This window comes from Achromobacter mucicolens (assembly GCF_029866465.1).
Taxonomy (GTDB): domain Bacteria; phylum Pseudomonadota; class Gammaproteobacteria; order Burkholderiales; family Burkholderiaceae_B; genus Achromobacter; species Achromobacter mucicolens.
The window spans coordinates 301,768-321,065 of sequence record NZ_CP123364.1; the positions used below are offsets into that span (position 1 = coordinate 301,768).

Genomic DNA, 19,298 nt, shown 5'->3' on the forward strand with positions numbered 1-19,298 from the left:
GCGCGCGGGGCGCGCGCAGCCGGCCGCGGGCGCCGATGCAACCCGTTGATCTGCCTGGAAAATTTCGGCATGGCCCCGGGCGGGTCCGTACCTGTGCATAACGCGGGATCATGGGCGTCGCGCAAATTCTGATATCGGGTTTCCCCGTAGTAGGGGCCGCCAAGCCACGCAGGCCGGGATTCTGGCGAGGGCGGCGTGTGGGGCGGGGCCCCGTTTCGAAAGCCACAATTGACGGGTCTGCAGGGGTGAATTTCCCGTTTAAGGATGTGATTCTTCGGTTACATTGCCTTACGCGCAGAATGACTTACCACGCGCCGCCCATGTGTCACCGGTCCCCATGTCACGTCCCAGAATTGCGGCTTTCGTGTTGTTGTTGTCGGCGCTTGGATTCCTCGCGGGGGTGCTGGCTGGACGCCAGATCGAGCTGAATCAGGCCGACGACAGGCTTGCCGGGCATAACGCCCGGCTGCTGGCGCACGCCCTGCGCGTGGCGCAGGAGGGCCACCGCCTCATGGCCGCGGCCACGCAGGGCGGCGCCCTGTGTTCGGAGTCGGACGTGGCGACCCTGCGCGTGCTGCTCTTCAATTCCACCTACATCCGCGACATCGGCCGCACGCTGGGCGGCATGCTGCGTTGCTCGGCCGCCTGGGGCAAGCTGCCCGAGCCGCTGGCCCTGCCGCCGCCGGCGTTCACGGTGTCCAGCGGACTGCAGCTCTGGGTGGGCGCGGCCAATATCGTCGACCGCCGCATCATCGGCGACATGGCTTCACTGCGCGACGTCATTGTGTTCACGGCGCCGGGCGCGTTCGACGGTTTTCCCGAACCGGGCTCGGGCATCGACGCCAAAATCGTGACGCGTGACGGCAGCCACGTGTACCGGCGCTTCGGCCGCGCGCACGATCTGGACGTGCCCGCCGATGGGGATGCCGGCGACGGTCTCGGCTTCGCGCCCGAGCGCCGCGCCTGGCTGTGCGCGCCGGATGGCGGCCCGGACATCTGCGTCGTGTCCCGGCTGCGGTCCGACGCCTGGTTCCAGCTTCCCGCGATGGTGATGTCGGTCGTCGGCGCCCTGGCGCTTGCCTTCCTGGCCGGCCTTTGCGTCATGTGGCGCCTGCACGCGGGCAGCGCCCGGACCGAACTGCGCAAGGCCATCCTGGCCGGCGACATCCAGGTCCACTACCAGCCGCTGCGCCAGCTCGCCACGCGGCAACTGGCCGGCTTCGAGGCGCTTGCCCGTTGGCGCGCCCGCGGCCGCGACGTCTCGCCGATCCTGTTCGTGCCGCTGGCCGAGGCGATGGGACTGGGCCGCGCGCTGTCGCGGCTGGTGACGTCGCAGGCGCTGCGCGATCTGCACGAACGCCTTCGGGAGAACCCGGCGCTCTACGTCAGCATCAACGTGTCGGCGGCTGACCTGAAGGACGCGGGCTACCGGAACTTCCTGATGGACGCGGTCAGCGAGCGCGGCCTGATGCCCGCCAATGTGGCGCTGGAGATTACCGAGGGCACGCCGTTGTCCGACGGCCACGTGCTGGCGATGGTCAAGGCATTGCGCGGCAAGGGCTTCAAGGTATTCATCGACGATTTCGGCACGGGCCATTCGAACCTGAACTACCTGGCCGAACTGCAGGCCGACGCGATCAAGCTGGACCGCAGCTTCACCACCGCCATCGGCGAGGAGGAAGCGGGCACCCTGATCGTGGACCACGTGATTGCCATCTCGCGCGAGCTGGGCATCAACCTCATCATCGAGGGCATCGAAACCGAAGCGCAGGCCAGCTATCTGCTTGAACGCCAGCCCGCGGCGGTCGGCCAGGGCTGGCTATTCGGCCGGCCGGTGCCCTTGAGCGACATCGTCGCCGAGTGACAGGCTGGCGGCAGATTTGTCGAATGTCTATTTTATTTTGCGCACAGCCGACATAATCCGAAGCCCCATCCTGGCGCGCCGCCGGCATTATCTTTACCGCACCAAATTATTATTGGCCGGTTTTGCAGATAGAATGCCTGCGTTGTTTAACGGGTTAATTTGTTGTATCTGCCATGGGACTGGACCATACGCTTGTCGATAACCTGCTGCGCATCCTGCCGTATGTCGAGGATGAAGAGGCCGAAGCGATGGAGAGGGGCATGGGCATGGCGGAAATCCGCAACCGGCTCGCGATGCTGCTGAACCCCGCGCCGGGCGACAAGCAGATCCGCCGCACGCTGCTCAAGCTCGATTGCGTCGGCAGTGCGGGCGCCACCCGCGGCAAGCTCTGGTACCGCACCCTGCGGCGCACCGATTTCCACATCCAGAACATGAACGCCAACATGGCGATGGCCATGTGCGCGCTCAAGCAGGTGGCCGACCGCCACCTGCCGGCCGTCGTGCTGGACGACCTGGAAGCCACCTTCGACAGCGCGTGGCGATATCTGCAGACGCATCGCTCCCAGCCCGCGATCGGACCGGCGCATGATTGGGCGCGCAAGATCCTGCGTATCGACGGCACGCATCCCATCGTGCTGCCCACGGTGTCCGCCGAGGTCTACCGCCAGGTCAGCGGCGCGCTGTACTACAACCGCAAACTGTCATTTCGCAACACCCCCTTTGGCGAGAAGACGCCAGCCGAGCGCCTTTACGTGATGACGCCGCTGGCGATGGTCGACCGCGCGGGCGTGCTGTACATGGTGGCGTGGGGGCCGAGCCAGCCTGGCAGGCGATTCCTGTTCCGCATGGACAGGCTGTCCGAGGTGCGGCTGCTGGACGAGCCGGCCGATCCGGACCCCACGTTCGACCTGCAGGACTTCGTGCGCCGCGAGGAAGCCTTGAACTTCGATCCGGGCGAGGAAACCCGGATCCGGCTGCACGCCGCCGAGCCCATGATGGACGACGGCCGCCGGCGCCGCCATCCGCTGCGCGAGTTCTGGCTGTCGGGCGATCAGCAGATCGAAGAGGACGAGCACGGTTTCATGCTGACGGCCACCGTGCGCCCATCCGTCATGCTGTGGCAATTGCTGCACGGCCACGCGTCGTCGATCGAGGTGCTGGAACCCGAGGCCATTCGCAACCGCTTTGCCCACGAGGCGCGCGAACTGGCGCGCCGCTACCTCTAGCCCGCCCCGCATCATCCGGGCCACGCGCGCGCCAGCAGCAGCGGCAGCACCTTTTCGGCCGGACCCCTGATGCTGTGGCTGGCCACGCGATCGAGCATCGTGGGGTTGGGATTGACCTGCACAAGCTGCGCGCCGTATCCCATCGCCTCGTAGCAGAGTTCGGCCGCCGCGGACGTCTGGCATGACGTGCCAGCCGTCAGGACCAGATCGGCGTTGGCCGCCAGTCCCTTGGCCACCCGCCACACCGCGGGCGCGGGGGCCTCGCCGTGCCACAACCGGCCCGGGCGCACCAGGCCGCCGCAGATGCGGCAGGCGGGCGCGGGGGGATACGGGCCATGCCGCGCGGGCGCATCCGGCGGCGCCGTCAGCGTGTGAGGCATGGCGCAGGCCGAACATCGCGGCTGGTCGAACCGGCCTTGCAGGTGCAGGATGCGCGGGCTGCCCGCGCGTTCGTGCAACGTGTCGCCGTTCTGCGTCACCACGAATGTGCCGGGCAAGCGTTCGGCCAGCGCGGCAATCGCGCGGTGCGCCGCGTTGGGCGTGGCGGCGAGCGCCCGGCGCCGCCGTTCCTCGTGCCAGGCCCACACCAGCGCCGGATCCTTGCGGAATCCCTCGTCGGTGGCGAGCGCCGCGGCGTCGTAGCGGGCCCACAGCCCGCGCATGCCATCCCGGCTTTGCGGCAGACGGCTGGCGGGGTTCAGGCCCGATCCCGTCAGCACGACGACAAGGCGCGCGTCGCGCAGCCGTTGCACGAGCGAATCGGGAATATCGAGTGTGCGAAGTTTCATGCGAGCCGCCCGTCAAATACCGTGCGATCAAGGCTGAAGATAATCGTATCGAACAAACCAGGCATGTCGCTTCCATTCTCTGAAACACAACGGATTATGAGAGCGTATTTGGACAAAAAGGGGTTGAATCACTCGGGACGGTATTTCAGCCGATTACTTGATTATCCGGCCGCATAATGGCCGTAGCTTCATTTGCTATTCTTGGCCTCCGCCATCGCACCGGCTCCTTCCCGCACCATGCAAAAAAACGGCGACCGCCTTTTGTTTTCCGCTTCCGACCTGGTGGCGTTCCTGGAATGCGAGCACCTCACCACGCTGGATCTGATCAATCTGGACGACCCGTTGCCGCAAGCAGAAGAGGACGAACAGCTCGAACTGATCCAGCAAAAAGGGTTGGACCACGAACGCGCGTATCTGGAACGCCTGCGCGCCAGCGGACGGCGGATCGTCGATGTGAGCGAGGCGGGCGACGGACTGGCCGCGCGTCTGGCCCGCACGCGCGAGGCGATGGCGGACGGCGCCGACGTGATCTACCAGGCGGCGTTTCGTCACGACCGGTATATCGGCCATGCCGATTTCTTGCTCAAGACCGCGCGCCCGTCGCGGCTGGGCGCCTACAGCTACGAGGCCAGCGACACCAAGCTGGCGCGTTCGGCGCGCGCCAAATTCGCCATTCAGCTCTCGTTCTATTCGTGGCTGCTGGGCCTGGAGCAGGGCGCGGCGCCGCTGTACATGCACGTGGTGCTGGGCAGCGGCCGCGAGGTATCCCTGCGCGTGGCCGACTATGCGCATTATTTTCGCCAGGTCATGCGCCGTTTCGAGGCGCACGTGGACAAGCGCGGCGATGCGGCCACCTATCCCGACCCTTGCGAGAAATGCGCCCAGTGCCGGTGGGACCCGCTGTGCAAGGCGCGCCGCGTGCAAGACGATCATCTGTCGCTGGTCGCCAACATCACGCGGCAGCAGATCCGCAAGCTGAACGCCCAGGGCATCCGCACGCTGGCGCAGCTGGGCAGGCCGGCGCCGGACGCCGCCGTGACGCGCATGGAGCCCGCCATCCTGCACAAGCTGCGGGCGCAGGCGGCGCTGCAGTTGCGCGCCCGGACCGACGGGGGGCGTCACTGGGACCGCATCGCCAAGGACCCGGACGATGCCGCGCCGCGCGGTTTCGAACGCATGCCGCAGCCGGACCCGGGAGACATGTTCTTCGACATGGAAGGCGATCCGCTCGAGGAAGGCGGGCTGGAATATCTGTTTGGCCTGTACGTCATCGACGACGGGCAGGAGCGCTTCGTGCCGTTCTGGGCGCACAACCGCAGCGAAGAAAAGCAGGCGTTCGAAGCCTTCATCGACTTCGTGGTGGCGCGCCTGCACCGCCATCCCGAGGCGCACATCTACCACTACGCGCCTTACGAGGCGACGGCAATCAAGCGGCTGATGTCGGTTCACGCCACCCGCGAGGCCGAAGTCGACAACCTGCTGCGCATGAACAAGCTGGTGGACCTGTACCAGGTCGTGCGCGAAGGCGTGCGCGTGTCCGAGCCGGGCTATTCGATCAAGAATATCGAACACTTCTACCTGCCGCAGCGCGAGGGCGGCGTGACCAACGCCGGCGCCAGCATCGTCTATTACGAACGCTGGAAGCGCACGGGCGAGGCGCAATTGCTGCAGGACATTGCGGACTACAACCGCGACGATGTGCTGTCCACGTACAAGCTGCGCGACTGGCTGTGCGCGCTGCGCCCTGACGGCATGCCCTGGGCGAACCGCCGCGATGCGCAGGAAGCGATCGATGCCGCCCGGTTCCAGGTCGGCGAAAAGACTCAGGCCGAACTGCGTCTGGATCCGTATCGCGCCGCGCTGCTCGGGCCCTTGCCGGCCGACGAAGCGGACTGGTCCGGCCGCGACCGCTACCGCGCGCTGGTCTACCAGTTGCTGGACTTTCACCGCCGCGAGCAGAAGCCCGAGTGGTGGGCGATGTTCGCCCGCATGCAGGCGACGGAGGCCGAGCAGGTGGAAGACAACGAATGCCTGGGCGGGCTGGTGCGTGACGACAGCGTGGCCCCCGAGCCTGTGGCGCAATCGCTGCGTTACACCTACCGCTTCCCGGCGCAGCAGACCAAGCTGCGCACCGGATCGTCCTGTACGGACGTGCGCGGCGGACCGGCCATCAGCCGGCTGACGGTCGACATGGGGGCCGGCGTGGCCACCTTCACCCTGTCGCGCAAGGCCGCGCCGCCGCAGCGCCTGTCGCTCGGGCCGGGCAGGCCGGTCAGCATCGACGAACTGGCCAATGCCATGTTCCGCTACGGCGATGCGCTGCTGGCGTCGGCCGATGGCGCCAGCACGCCGTTCCGGGCGGTGGACGCGCTGCTGCGGCATGAACCGCCGCGCATCGCCGGCGTGGCGCCCGGCGCCCCGCTGGCCGATCCGGGCACGAACCTGGTTGACCAGGTCGTGGACATCGTCGGCCGCATGGACGAGACCACGCTGTTCCTGCAGGGGCCGCCGGGGGCGGGCAAGACCTACACCGGGTCGCGCGTGCTGGTACACCTGCTGCGCCAGGGCAAGCGCATCGCTGTCACGTCCAACAGCCACCATGCCATCAACAACCTGCTCGCCGGCCTGGAAAAGGCGGCGCGCGAGGCGGGGCTGGCGTTCACGGGCGCGAAGAAGTCGGGAAAGGAAGGCGACGATTCCTGTTTCAACGGCGAATTCATCGAAGACGTCTTTGCCAACGACAAGATCGACCTGTCGCGCCATCAACTGGTGGCAGGCACGGCGTGGCTCTTTAGCCGGGCCGATTTTCAGCAGCAGTTCGATTACCTGTTCGTGGACGAGGCAGGCCAGGTCAGTCTGGCGAACCTGGTGGCGCTGGGCCAATGCGCGCGCAACATCGTGCTGCTGGGCGACCAGATGCAGCTGGGCCAGCCGACCAAGGGCACGCATCCGGGCCGCTCGGGCGAATCCACGCTGGAATATCTGCTGAACGGACATGCCACCATCGCGGCCGATCGCGGCATCTTCCTGGACACCTCGTACCGCATGCACCCGGCGATCTGCGGTTTCATTTCGGACGCCATCTACGACGGCCGGCTGCGCGCCGCGGAATCGGCGGCCGGGCAGGGCCTGGTGCTGGGCGCGGACGCTGCGGACGCACTGGCCGCCAGCGGCATCCGGTACGTGCCGGTCGTGCACGAGGGCAATGCGCAGTCCAGCGACGAGGAAGCGCGCGAAGTCGCCGCGCTGTATGGCAGCCTGATGCGCCAGCGCTATCTGGACAAGACGGGCCGCGCGGTGCCCATCACGCCCGACGACGTGCTGGTGGTGGCGCCGTACAACGTGCAGGTCAATACGTTGCGGCAGGCGCTGCCCGAGGGCGCGCGGGTGGGCACCGTGGACAAGTTCCAGGGCCAGGAGGCGCAGGTGGTGATCATTTCCATGGCCACCTCCAGCGGCGAGACCATGCCGCGCGACATGGAATTCCTGTTCAGCAGGAACCGCCTGAATGTGGCGGTATCGCGGGCCAAGTCGCTGGCGATCCTGGTCGCCAGCCCCGCCCTGCTGTCCGTGCGATGCCAGACGCCCGAGCAGATGGCGCTGGTCAACACGCTGTGCTGGGTCGCCGAGGCCGGTCAGGCGGGGTAACGCGCCGGTCCAAGGGCCGGGGCCTGCCTGGGAAGGGCGGGCCTTGACGGCAGGCCTGACTGCCCGCCGGCAAGACCCGAACGGCCCGCGACGTCAGCCCCGGCGGGGCGCTTCGACAGGCGGCGTGCCGTGGTGGAAAAGAGACTTGAGCTGCGTGCGCAGTTCAGGCGAGTCAGCGTGCTTGTGCACCGTGGTGGCGTGCTGCACCGCGGCTTCGAGCAGTTCCTCGTCCGAGTCTGCGGACAAGGCCACCGAGCAGTTCATCTCGCTCGGATACTCGCGGCAATCGATGTACTTGCGTGTCATGAGTCTCTCCTTCTCGCATGTCCCGCAAAGGGGCTGCGTGTTGGAACAGCAGACGCGCCAGGCGCACTGCGCCGGCGCGATGGCGCGTCGCATCGCGGTCGGTGTCTAGGAAGTATAGGTCTGTGCCGGGCCGGTGTGCGTGTCGCCGTGCGACACGGGACGGCCCAGCAGATATCCCTGAAAGTGCGAGCAGCCTTCCGCCGTCAGCCGTTGCAACTGCTCCGGTGTTTCCACACCCTCGGCCGTCGTGGGGATGTCCAGGCTGCGGCCGATGCCATTGATGGCGCGGATGATGGCCAGCGCTTCGCGGCTGGATTCGACATCCTGCGTGAACGATTTGTCGATCTTGATCTTGTCGAACTCGAAGCTTCGCAGGTAGCCCAGCGACGAATAACCGGTTCCGAAGTCGTCCAGCGCCACCTTGACGCCCAGTTCCTTCAGGCGGTGCAACGTATCCAGGTTGCCGGAGGAATTGGTGAGCAGCACCGATTCGGTGATCTCCAGTTCCAGGCGGCGGGCGGGCAAGCCGGATTTGGCGAGCGCCGATTCCACCAGCGACACCAGCGCGCCGTTGGTGAACTGGCTGGCAGACAAATTGACCGCCACGGTTTCGTGGTCGTCCCAGCGCGTGGCCTCCAGACACGCCTCGTGCAACGTGAACGCGCCCAGTTCGTGGATGAGCCCGGTTTCTTCCGCGATGGGAATGAAGTCCTGCGGCATGATGAGGCCCTTTTTCGGGTGCTGCCAGCGCATCAGCGCCTCGCGGCCCACGATGCGCACGTGGCTCACGTCCATGATGGGCTGGTAATACAACTGCAGCTGTTGCGAGATGATCGCCTGGCGCAGGTCCATCTCGACCTCGTGGCGCCGCAGCGCGGCCGCTTCCATGTCGGGCTCGAAGAACGCAAGGCAGTTGCGGCCATTGCGCTTGGCCTCGTACAGCGCCATGTCCGCGTAGCGCAGCAGGTGGTCGGCCGACAGCGACTGCGACTCCGAGATCGCGATGCCGATGCTCACGCTGACGGGGACCGTGTGGCCGGCGATCTCGAAGGGTTGGCGCACGGCCTCGATCAGGCGCTCGGCCAGCTTGCGCACGTCGTCCTGTTCCGCGATGTTGGGCAGCACGATGGCGAATTCGTCGCCGCCCAGGCGCGCCAGCGTGTCCTGTTCGCGCAGGTGCCGGGGCAGGCGCTTGGCCAGCAGCCGCAGCAGTTCGTCGCCGGATTGATGGCCCAGCGTGTCGTTCACGCTCTTGAAATTGTCCAGGTCCAGGCACAGCACGGCGGTCGACCGGTCGCGGCTCGACCCCAGCGCGCTCAGCAGCCGGTCGCGGAACAGCCGGCGGTTGGGCATGCCCGTCAGCGTGTCGTGGTGCGCCATGTAGCGCACCTGCGCGTGGGCGGCGTTCTCGTCGGTGACGTCGTCCGCGATGAGCAGGACGTAGCGGGAACGCGGGTCCGTGCTGTGAAAGGCCAGGGTCTTGGTGTGCAACGTGCGCGGCCCGCGCGCCGTGGCCAGTTCCTCTTCCTCTTCGCGCATGGCGCCGTCCGAACGCAGCGCGTCGTTGGTCAGGCGGTCGAAGAACGCGCACACCAGCTCGGGCAGGCATTGCTGCGCGGTCTTGCCTTTCAGGCCGCCAGGGGTGCCGCCAAAGGTCTCTTCGGCCTGCCGGTTCGCCAGCAGGAACTGGCGCGACACCGCATCCAGCACCAGCACGCAGGAGGGGATGTGCGACACCACCGCCTGCAGGAAGGTCGACATGGACGTGAGCTCGCTGTTGTAGTGCTCGGCCAGTTGCTTGGCTTTGAGCAGCTGCTGTTCGCGTTCGCGCCGCTCGGTGTTGTCGCGCGTGACCTTGGCAAAGCCGATCAGCGTGCCCGTATCGTCATGGATGGCGTCGATGACGACGTGCGCCCAGAACAGCGTGCCGTCCTTGCGCACGCGCCAGCCCTCGGCTTCGAACTTGCCGGATTCCCGCGCCGTGGCCAGGCCGCGCTGCGGCACGCCACGCGCCCGGTCTTCCTCGGTATAGAAGCAGGAGAAATGCCGGCCGACGATTTCGTCGGCGGTGTAGCCCTTGGCGCGTTGCGCGCCGGCGTTCCAGTTGGCGACCGTGCCATCCGGGTTGAGCATGTAGATGGCGTAGTCGACGACGCCTTGCACCAGATGGCGGTACATGACGTCGGAATTGGCGAAGTTCATGGGATGCGGCGGGCTTTGCGCACACGGGCCGCGTTGCGGCAACGCGCGTGGGCGGATCTGCCCTGAAAGAATGGGAGTGGTGACTAGATTTACGTCGTGAGGGCGCCAGTATTAACCGCGCTGTCACCAAAAAGAACAATCTATCGAATCGTGGCGCTCAATCTCATTTCATTGCATCGCCGCGCGATCAGAATTTGACGCGTTGCTTGAGCGCCTGCGCGATCATCGGAACGTCGATGTCCTTGCCGGGGTTCTTCAGGCAGAAGTCGTGCAGCACCGCGATGTAGGCATTGCCCAGCAGCTTGGTGATGGCGCCGGCCGTGGTGGCCGCGATGGTGCCGCCCACCGCGCTGCCTGCGCCCGGGATGAACTTCAGCATGCCCGACACCACCGAGCGCCCGATGAGCGTGGCGGCCGACGCGCCCAGCGTGGACGTGACCAGCGTGGTGATCGCGGTGGTGTTCAGTTCCATGCCGAAGGTGATGCCGATCTTGGCGATCATGCCGACCTGGATCGGCACCAGCGCAAAGGCGTCCGAGAACGGAATGGGCGCGGCAGCGGCCGATGCGGCCAGGCCCGCAGCCACGTTCACCTCGATCTCAGCCCGCTTTTTTTTTACTTCCAGGGCCTTCTTGTTGCGCGTGGATAGCGCGTTGGCATAGGCGCGCTGCTGGGCCTCGGGCACGTGCTCGGCCGTCACCTCGATCAGCCGGTCCAGCCCCATGGGCGGCAATTCGGCGTCCAGCTCCTCGATCCATTCGGGCAACGCGCGCACCGCCACAACCTGCCGGGCGCGCGGCAGCAGCTTGCGTGCCTCTTCCAGGAAGGGACTGTTCTTGCGCGCCTTGGTCAGCACGGCAACGACAGGGATGCCGGCCTTGTCCAGCATGTCGCACAGTTCGATTTCCGCGTCCTCGACGCGGTGGCTGCTGTCCTGGATGCAGAGCCAGGCCACGTGCAGGTGCCGGTCCTGGTCGTCCGACGCCGACCGCTCTTCGATCAGTTCGGCAAGCTGTTCGCGCGAGCGCGCGTAGTCGGCGACTTCCAGGCCGCGGGTATCGATGATGGTGAGCGGATGCCCCGGCCGGGTGAATTCCTGAATGGTCTGGGTGACCGGCTTGCCCGCGCCCGTCCTGGCCAGATCGCCGCGGAACACGGCGTTGATCAGTGTGCTCTTGCCGACGCCCGTCTTGCCGGCGACCAGGATGTTGACGCGCCCGGCGCCGCGCGTGGCGGTGCTGATCGCATCGGCGATGGCGTCTTGCAGGTCGGGGTGGTCGGGGCGGATGGCGCTCATCTAAGGGGGCGTGGCGGGCAAGGGAAGATGCCGGAACGATATCAGAGGATGACTTCTTTGGCGCAAAACGTAATTGGGTGAAAACGCCTCGTCCGTCTGGGGGACGCCGCTGGCAGGACGCCGCGCGACGTGTGCGCCAGCGTGTCCTCACGGAGGGACGGGTGGTTTTCCATATGATGAAAGACAGGGACCGGTCCCCGAAGGATCACGCAAATTCGGGGGCGGATTGTTCGCCTCTTCAAAGGGTTACATCTCACATAATCCCCTCGCGATTTTGGGCGGTGCGCTTCGTAGAATCAGGCCGTTGTCAGGCTACGCCGCGGTACCCGCGCAATCCACATGCCCCGTCTTGCGCTCGTTCCCCGCTTGCTGCGCTCTCGTCCCCTCACCAAGGGTCTGCGCTACCTGTATCGCGTCACGCGGCCCAAGGCGCATCGCCACAACGAGACGCTCTGGCCGTTTGTCACGGTGCGGCGCGATGGCCCCGACCGCCTGACCGGCTGCAATCTGCATGGGGTGCGCGGGCCGGCAACCGTTTCACTGGACCAATTGCCACGCGGCCTCGGCGGCGATGCCCATCTGATTCTCAGCGGCCCATCAGTCGCGCAGATCGATTACGCGCAATGCCGCATGCGCACCGTGATGGGCGTGAACGGCTCGATCGCCTTGCGCGCCCGGCATCCCGCGCTGCGTTTTGATTACTACGCCATGCTGGACGCTGGATTCGTCAAGAAGCGCCGCGACCTCGTGGCGCAGGTGCTGGACCAGGATCTGGTGCTTTTCGTGACGCCGGAGGTGTACCGCTGGATCGCATTGCTGTTCGACCATCGGGCTGTTCGCTGCCGCATCGCGCTTTTCGAGGAAGTGCATCAGCGCGCCCAGCAGCCGCGCGCCGAGCCGCAGGCGCTGCAGGCGCAGTTGGCCGGCGACCCGGAACTGGTGCTGTTCGATGCGCATCATCCGATGCACGCCCATGGCTTCAGCCTGAACGCGGCACGCGGCCTGTTCGGCGGCGGCACGGTGGCCTACACGTCCCTGCAATTGCTGGCGTGGCTGGGCGCCCGGACGGTGTTTCTGCATGGGCTGGACCTGACGGCCACCGCAGGCCCGCGCTTCTACGAACAAGCCGGCGCACAACTGCCCACCGCGCTGGACCGCCAGTTTGCCGGCCACATCGAGCCGGCGTTCCGGCAGGCCGGCAAGCTGCTGCGCGCGCGCGGCATCCAGGTCTACAACCTGTCGCTGCTCAGCCGGCTGGGCGACGACATCTTTGAAAAGCGGCATTGGAGCTGTCTGCTCGACCCCGCCACGCAACCGCCGACGAGACCCGAATCATGAAGATCCTCTATACCAATTTCCACCAGGGCGATGGCGGCGGGCACACGACCTACGTCATGTCGCTGGCGCGCATCCTGTGTCAGAAATCGCAGGTCATGGTCGGTGCGCCGCGCAAGAGCCGGCTGCTGGCCGAGGCCGAGGCCCTGCCGGGCCTGCGCACCATCGATCTCGAATTCAAGGGCACGCTGGCCGAACAGCTGTCTGCGCTGCGCCGCCTGCGCAGCCTGGTGCGCCAGGAACAGTTCGACGTCATCCACGTCAATGGCTCGGCCGATCACCGCTTGTGCATGCTGGCGACATTGGGGATGGGAAACAAGCGCCCCTTCATCGTCTACACGCAGCACACCGACCGCAGCGCCAGCAGCCTGGGCGCGCGCCTGCGGGCCAAGTGGGCCACCAATCGCGTGATCTGCGTGTGCAGCCACACGTTCCGGCGCATGAAGCAGTCGGTGTTTCGCAATGAAGACCTGCGCGTGGTGCACAACGGGGTGGACACCGCAAAGTACCGCCCAGCCTGCCGCACCGAAAAGGCCGAGGCGCGCGCGCGCTTCCTGCCGCCCGCCTTGCGCAACCGGCTGGTCGTCGGCAGCAACGCCGGCACCGCGGACTACAAGGGATGGATCGACATGGTGGCCGCCGTGTCCTTGCTGCCCGCCGCGCAGCGCGAGCAGGTCGCCATCCTGATCGCCGGCGCGATGCCGGGCGACGACCTGCTCGGTCAGGTGGCCGCGTTGGGCATGCAGGATCAGGTGGTCTTCACCGGGTTGCTCGACAATGTGGAGCCGGTGCTGGCGGCGCTGGACGTGGGCTTTGTGCTGTCGTCCCGGCTGGAGACGATTTCGTTCGCCTGCCGCGAGATGATGGCCGCAGGCAAGCCGGTCATCGTGACCCGCGTGGGCGGCCTGCCGGAGAACGTGACCGAGGGCCGCAACGGCTGGGTGGTGCCGCCCGGGTCCCCGGAGTCGGTGGCCCGGACGCTGTCGGACATCATGGCCAACCGCGGCGTGCTGCACGCCATGGGCGTGGATGCGCGCAGCACGGCGCTCAAGGAGTTCTCGCTGGCGACTTTCGTCGGCAATACCGAACGCGTCTACCGCGAGAACGCCTACGTCAGTAGTGGATCACCGTCCGGATCGACTTTCCTTCGTGCATCAGATCGAACGCTTCGTTGATCCGGTCCAGGGGCAGCGTGTGGGTGACGAACGGGTCGAGATCGATCTTGCCGCTCATGGCGTCTTCCACCATGCCGGGCAGTTGCGTGCGGCCCTTGACGCCGCCGAACGCTGAACCGCGCCACACGCGGCCCGTCACCAGCTGGAACGGGCGGGTGCTGATTTCCTGGCCCGCGCCGGCCACGCCGATGATGATGCTTTCGCCCCAGCCCTTGTGGCAGCATTCCAGCGCGGCGCGCATCACGTGCACGTTGCCGATGCACTCGAACGAGAAGTCCACGCCGCCGTCGGTCAGTTCGACGATGACTTCCTGGATGGGCTTGTCGTAGTCCTTGGGGTTGATGCAGTCGGTGGCGCCCATGGCGCTGGCCAGCACGAACTTGTTCGGGTTGGTGTCCACCGCGATGATGCGGCCGGCCTTGGCCTGGACCGCGCCCTGGATGACCGCCAGGCCGATGCCGCCCAGTCCGAACACGGCGACCGTGTCGCCTTCCTTGACCTTGGCGGTGTTGTGCACCGCACCGATGCCGGTCGTCACGCCGCAGCCCAGCAGGCAGACCTTTTCATGCGGCGCGGCCGGGTTGATCTTGGCCAGCGAGATCTCATTGACGACGGTGTATTCGCTGAACGTCGAGCAGCCCATGTAGTGATAAAGCGGCTTGCCTTCGTAGCTGAAGCGCGAGGTGCCGTCCGGCATGACGCCCTTGCCCTGCGTGGCGCGCACTTTCTGGCACAGGTTGGTCTTGCCCGACAGGCAGAATTTGCATTCGCGGCATTCGGCCGTGTAGAGAGGTATGACGTGGTCGCCGGGTTTCAGCGAGGTCACGCCTTCGCCCACTTCCACCACCACGCCCGCGCCTTCATGGCCCAGCACGGCGGGGAACAGGCCTTCGGGATCGTCGCCGCTCAGCGTGAAGGCGTCGGTATGGCAGACGCCGGTGTGCGTGATCTGGACCAGCACCTCGCCGCGCTGCGGGGGCGCGACATCGATCTCAACGATTTCCAGCGGCTTGCCGGGGCCGAATGCGACTGCTGCGCGTGATTTCATAACGATGCTCCACGTAGAGGGGGTTATTTCAGATAGGAACGGACGATGCGCATAAGGTCATCGATCTGCGATTCGGTCTCGGGCCTGGGGTCCGTTGGACTTCCCTGAGCAGACTGCAGGAACGTTTCCCGCAGATGACTCTCCAGCACTTCGGCCATCAGGCCGTTCGTGGCGCCGCGCAGCGCCGCCAGCTGCTGCAGCAGCGCGCCGCATTCCGTGCCTTCGTTCACCGCGCGTTCCAATGCTAACGCCTGCCCCTGGATGCGGCGCAGGCGGGTGACAACGCGTTTCTTTTCTTCTGGGGAGTGCGGCACGGCAAGCTCCGATTCGATACAGGGGGGGAGTATACGGATTCCGGCGGCGCGCGTCCAGGCCCGCGCAGCCGGGCGGGCAGCCGGCGGGGGCGTGCGACCTATAATTTCGCGTGATTCATTTCGCGTGTTTCCACCGGACCCCTACAGGACTTATCCAAGGCCATGAATTTCCCTGATGTGCGGCTGTACCGGGCCGAGGACCATCCCCGCATGCCGTGGCGCAATGGCGGGGGCACGACCCAGGAGGTCGCCTGCAACCCCGGGGGCCATACGGCGTCGTTCGACTGGCGGCTGTCGCTGGCCGACGTGGCGCAGGACGGCGGCTTTTCCGCCTTTGGCGGTTTCCAACGCATCATCACCGTGCTGGAAGGGCGCGGCATCGAACTGACGGTGGACGGCAATCGCCAGGCGCCGCTGGGCCCGCGCACGGCGTATGCGTTTTCGGGCGATGCGCAGGTGGACTGCCGCCTGCTGGACGGCCCGATCCGCGACTTCAACCTGATCTATGCGCCCGACCGGTGGCACGCCCGCCTGCAATGGGTGCGGGGCGCCGATCCCTGGGTATTTCACAGCAGCGCGCGCAGCGTGCTGATCCTGAATGCCGGCGGCGTCATGGCGGTCGAACTGGACGGCGCGCAGCACCGGCTGGCGTCGCGCTATGACTGCCTGCACGTCGAAGGGCAGGCGGGGCTGGCACGGTATTGCCTGACCGCGCAGGCGGACCTTGACGCCTGCGTGATCGAACTGTCGCCGCGCGCGGGCGGACGTTGAGACTTCCCGCGCGGGCTTCGCGAGGCCCCGCCCGCCGCAGCCGCCGTCTCCCTGCGATGTGAGGGATCAGGGCCTGCCGGCGGTCAGGCGGGACACTACGCCGGCAACAGCGCCGGCTGGGCGTAGGAATGGGCCGGGGCTTGGACGGCGTCCTGTCCCTGCGCGGGCAGGCGGAATGTGCTGACCGCCGCCTGCAACCGCTGCGCCTGCGTCTCCAGCGACGACGCGGCCGCCGCGGCTTCTTCGACCAACGCGGCGTTCTGCTGCGTCACCTGGTCCATCTGCGTGACGGCGGTGTTGACCTGGTCGATGCCCGTCACCTGCTCGTTGGATGCGGTGGCGATGTCGTTGACCAGCATCGTCAGCTGTTCGATGGTCTCCAGGATTTCCGTCATCGTCAGGCCCGCCGCCTCGACCTGCGCCGAGCCGGCCTGCACGGTCGCGCCCGAGGCGTCCAGCAGTTGCTTGATCTCCTTGGCGGCGCCGGCGCTGCGCTGCGCCAGCGACCGGACCTCGGCAGCCACCACGGCAAAGCCCTTGCCTTCCTCGCCGGCTCGCGCCGCTTCCACCGCCGCGTTCAGGGCCAGGATGTTGGTCTGGAATGCAATGCCGTCGATCACGCCGACGATGTCCTCGATGCGGCTCGAATCCTGCGCGATCTTGCGCATCGTGCTGACCGCGGCCTGCACGGCGTCGCCGCCGCGCTGCACCACGTCGGAGGCGGTGGCGGCCATCTCGTTGGCCATGCGGGCATTTTCGGCATTGCTGGTCACGGTGGACAGCAACTGCTCCATGCTGGCCGCGGTCTCCTCCAGCGACGCCGCCTGCTGCTCGGTGCGGCTGGACAGGTCCTGGTTGCCGGCCGCGATTTCGCTGGAGCCCGTGTTGATCTCGACCACGCCATCGCGCACGGCATGCACGGTGCGCACCAGGCTTGCCTGCATGTCCTGAAGGAAAGGAATGATCTGGCCCACGCAGTTCTTGCCGAACGACGGAATCGGCGTGGTCAGGTCGCCGCCCGCGATGCGCTGGAAATGACCCTTGAGCGAATCCAGCGGACGCTTCACGAAATGCACGACATAGCGGTCTCCCAGGATCAGCAGCAGCAGACAGATGCCAAGAACCACGCCCATGCCGATATAGGCCTGGCGGCGATTGGCGTCGGCGTCCGCCCACAGCTGGACTTCACGGGCCTTAGCGTAGGCCTCGTAATCCTCCATGCTCTTGCCGAAGCTGCGGCTGGCGGTCACGACCGGTCCGGCCGCATGCGCGCGCGCCTTGTCCACGGCGCCGGCGTCCAGATGCTGGCGTTGCACGTCAATGCCGTTGACCAGGGCGTCAAAGCCCGAGCGCATGGCGTCCAGCAGCGCCGTGGGCGCGTCCCGGCGGGCCAGTTCGATGAACTGCGCCTGATGCTTTTTCGCTTCGGTCAGCGCGGTGTCGATGCTGCGGCCTTCCGCCGCCGCCGGGTCCTTCTGGCCGCCGGCAACATACTCCAGCTGGCGCGACAGCCGCAGCCGGGCGCGCATGACCTGGTCGTTGACGCGCGAAAGCGCGGATACCTCTTGCAGTAGTTCGTTGCTGGCTGCGAGCGCTTCGCCCGCGCTACGCAGACCATGGACGCTGATGGCCGACAGGCCGGCAATGAAAAGGCTGATCACGAGCAAGGTGCCCAGGATCATGCGGCGGATGGTGATGTCTTTCAGAAACTGTGTCATACGCGTCGTCCCAAAGGTGCAGCAAGCCTGCTTAAGGACAACGACGTGGCCAGGGCCTTATTTAGCCGGATGTTGCACATCTTACGAATATGTCGATGCGATGGGCGAATATATCGACACGAACGGCAACAATGTTGCGTTTTGGAGCAGGCGCGGGCGCGGGACGTCCCCTGTGGACCCGTCAGCGCGAGGCAGGCGTCTGCGCCGGTTCGCTTGCGTCGAACCGCAGCCGGGCAAAGCTGGCGATGCAAGCCAACCCGGCGCACAAGGCGCCCAGCCACAACGCCGCGATGGCGCCGTGCGTGGTGGACACGTTGAAACACGCGGCCACCATCGCCGCGCCGGAAGCCTGGCCCAGCAGGCGCACGGTTCCGATCATGCCGCTGGCGCCGCCGGCGCGCGACGCGGGTGCGGAGGTCATGATGGCCCGCAGGTTGGGCGACTGGAAAAAGCCAAAGCCCGCGCCGCAGATCGCCATGCGCCACGAGATGTCCAGCACGGACGGGTCGGCCGGCATCAGCGCCAGCAACGCCATGCCCAGCGCCAGCATCGCCAGTCCCACGCCACCCAGCATGCCGGCCGGGTAGCTATCCGAAAGCCGGCCTGCGATGGGCGCCATGAAAGCCACCACCACGGGCCACGGCGTGATCAGAAAGCCGGTCTGGACCTGGCTGTAGCCCAGCACCGTCTGGAACAGGAACGGCAACGACACGAAGGCCAGCGCCTGCGCGGCGAACGCGCACACGGCCGTGGCGGCGGACAGGGCAAAAAGGGGACGGCGCAGCAGGTCCACGGCCAGGATGGGCGCGGGATGGCCGGCCTGACGCCGCATCAGCAGCCACAGGCTGGCCGCCGCCACTGCGCCTTCCAACGCCACGCGCGGCCACGGCGCGCCGTGGGCAAGTTCGTTCGTCGCCAGGATAAGCAGGCCCAGCGTCATGGCGCACAGCACCGCGGCCATGCCGTCGAACCCGTGATTGGATCGCGTGGTGTCCGGCAGCCCGCGCAGGGCCAGCGCACCGGCCAGGATGCCGATGGGGAAATTGACCAGGAACAGCCAGTGCCACGAGCCGAGCATCAGGATGGCCGACGCCACGGTCGGCCCGCCCGCAAACGACAGGCCGACGACCATGGCGTTCAGGCCCAGACCGCGGCCCAGCATGTGCGAGGGGTAGATAAAGCGCAGCAGCGCGCCGTTCACGCTCATCACCCCCGCCGCGCCCAGGCCTTGCAGGATGCGGGTGGCCACCAGCACGGGCAGCGATGGCGCCAGGCCGCTTGCCAAAGAGGCCAGCGTGAAGACCGCGAGGCCGACGATGTAGACGCGCCGGTGCCCCAGGATCTCGCCCAGCGCGGCCGCCGGCAGCAGGCCGGCCACCATCGCTAGCTGGTAGCCGCTGATGACCCAGATGGAACCCGCCTCGCTGGCCTGCAGGTCTCGCGCGATGGTGGGCAACGCGGTATTGGCGATGGCCGTGTCCAGGCTGGCCATGCAGACCGCCAGCATGACGGCCACGAGGGCGCCCAGGCGTTCGGCGGCGGGCAGGCCGACGCCGGCCGGATAGACGGTGCTGCGGGAGAACGAGAGCATGGATGGGCTGCGCTG

Annotated in this window: 14 protein-coding genes; 6 read left to right on the plus strand and 8 right to left on the minus strand. The window is 66.9% G+C overall.

Translation table 11 applies throughout. The features are described from left to right. The first annotated feature begins 337 nt into the window (after nucleotides 1-337). The gene (locus QEP15_RS01390) at nucleotides 338-1,864 is read left to right on the plus strand and encodes an EAL domain-containing protein (protein ID WP_227741333.1); all 1,527 of its coding nucleotides are present in this window, start codon (nucleotides 338-340) and stop codon (nucleotides 1,862-1,864) included. 173 nt (nucleotides 1,865-2,037) lie between these two features. After that, nucleotides 2,038-3,090, plus strand: a complete 1,053-nt coding sequence (locus tag QEP15_RS01395) for a helix-turn-helix transcriptional regulator (RefSeq protein ID WP_280148346.1) — start codon at nucleotides 2,038-2,040, stop codon at nucleotides 3,088-3,090. 11 nt (nucleotides 3,091-3,101) lie between these two features. Here QEP15_RS01395 and QEP15_RS01400 read toward each other — a convergent pair whose 3' ends face one another. After that, nucleotides 3,102-3,878: a Sir2 family NAD-dependent protein deacetylase gene (locus tag QEP15_RS01400; protein ID WP_108696259.1), complete on the minus strand. Its 777-nt coding sequence runs from the start codon at nucleotides 3,876-3,878 to the stop codon at nucleotides 3,102-3,104. Between the two features lie 261 nt (nucleotides 3,879-4,139). Between QEP15_RS01400 and QEP15_RS01405 the strand changes: the two genes are divergently transcribed. Further along, nucleotides 4,140-7,526 carry a TM0106 family RecB-like putative nuclease gene (locus QEP15_RS01405; protein ID WP_280148347.1) on the plus strand — a complete coding sequence of 1,129 codons (3,387 nt, stop codon included), beginning with the start codon at nucleotides 4,140-4,142 and terminating at the stop codon, nucleotides 7,524-7,526. A 93-nt stretch (nucleotides 7,527-7,619) separates the two neighbouring features. Here QEP15_RS01405 and QEP15_RS01410 read toward each other — a convergent pair whose 3' ends face one another. The 3 genes from QEP15_RS01410 to QEP15_RS01420 form a co-directional block, all read right to left on the minus strand. After that, nucleotides 7,620-7,832: a DUF1059 domain-containing protein gene (locus tag QEP15_RS01410; RefSeq protein WP_056319388.1), complete on the minus strand. Its 213-nt coding sequence runs from the start codon at nucleotides 7,830-7,832 to the stop codon at nucleotides 7,620-7,622. Nucleotides 7,833-7,937: 105 nt separating this feature from the next. Further along, on the minus strand, nucleotides 7,938-10,034 hold the full coding sequence (locus tag QEP15_RS01415; RefSeq protein ID WP_108696257.1) for a putative bifunctional diguanylate cyclase/phosphodiesterase: 2,097 nt from the start codon (nucleotides 10,032-10,034) through the stop codon (nucleotides 7,938-7,940). A gap of 187 nt (nucleotides 10,035-10,221) precedes the next feature. Further along, the gene (locus QEP15_RS01420) at nucleotides 10,222-11,331 is read right to left on the minus strand and encodes a YcjF family protein (RefSeq protein ID WP_152383198.1); all 1,110 of its coding nucleotides are present in this window, start codon (nucleotides 11,329-11,331) and stop codon (nucleotides 10,222-10,224) included. A gap of 339 nt (nucleotides 11,332-11,670) precedes the next feature. On the opposite strand from QEP15_RS01420, the gene QEP15_RS01425 reads away from it, so the two are divergent. After that, nucleotides 11,671-12,669, plus strand: coding sequence for a hypothetical protein (locus tag QEP15_RS01425; RefSeq protein WP_280148348.1), 999 nt, complete (start codon nucleotides 11,671-11,673; stop codon nucleotides 12,667-12,669). Further along, nucleotides 12,666-13,841: a glycosyltransferase family 4 protein gene (locus QEP15_RS01430; RefSeq protein WP_280148349.1), complete on the plus strand. Its 1,176-nt coding sequence runs from the start codon at nucleotides 12,666-12,668 to the stop codon at nucleotides 13,839-13,841. The genes QEP15_RS01425 and QEP15_RS01430 overlap by 4 nt, the downstream gene beginning before the upstream one ends. Here QEP15_RS01430 and QEP15_RS01435 read toward each other — a convergent pair. Next, nucleotides 13,780-14,889 carry an S-(hydroxymethyl)glutathione dehydrogenase/class III alcohol dehydrogenase gene (locus tag QEP15_RS01435; RefSeq protein ID WP_056319378.1) on the minus strand — a complete coding sequence of 370 codons (1,110 nt, stop codon included), beginning with the start codon at nucleotides 14,887-14,889 and terminating at the stop codon, nucleotides 13,780-13,782. The genes QEP15_RS01430 and QEP15_RS01435 overlap by 62 nt on opposite strands. A 23-nt stretch (nucleotides 14,890-14,912) precedes the next feature. Beyond that, on the minus strand, nucleotides 14,913-15,203 hold the full coding sequence (locus QEP15_RS01440) for a metal-sensing transcriptional repressor (RefSeq protein WP_056319375.1): 291 nt from the start codon (nucleotides 15,201-15,203) through the stop codon (nucleotides 14,913-14,915). Between the two features lie 162 nt (nucleotides 15,204-15,365). On the opposite strand from QEP15_RS01440, the gene QEP15_RS01445 reads away from it, so the two are divergent. Then, nucleotides 15,366-15,974, plus strand: coding sequence for a HutD/Ves family protein (locus tag QEP15_RS01445; RefSeq protein WP_175156420.1), 609 nt, complete (start codon nucleotides 15,366-15,368; stop codon nucleotides 15,972-15,974). A 95-nt stretch (nucleotides 15,975-16,069) separates the two neighbouring features. Here the strand turns inward: QEP15_RS01445 and QEP15_RS01450 are convergent, their stop codons facing one another. Together QEP15_RS01450 and QEP15_RS01455 are read right to left on the minus strand one after the other, a co-directional pair. Beyond that, a complete protein-coding gene (locus tag QEP15_RS01450) occupies nucleotides 16,070-17,692 on the minus strand; it encodes a methyl-accepting chemotaxis protein (RefSeq protein WP_280148350.1) in 1,623 nt (540 codons plus the stop codon). A 181-nt stretch (nucleotides 17,693-17,873) separates the two neighbouring features. Further along, nucleotides 17,874-19,283 carry an MFS transporter gene (locus QEP15_RS01455; RefSeq protein WP_280148351.1) on the minus strand — a complete coding sequence of 470 codons (1,410 nt, stop codon included), beginning with the start codon at nucleotides 19,281-19,283 and terminating at the stop codon, nucleotides 17,874-17,876. Between the last annotated feature and the right edge of the window lie 15 nt (nucleotides 19,284-19,298).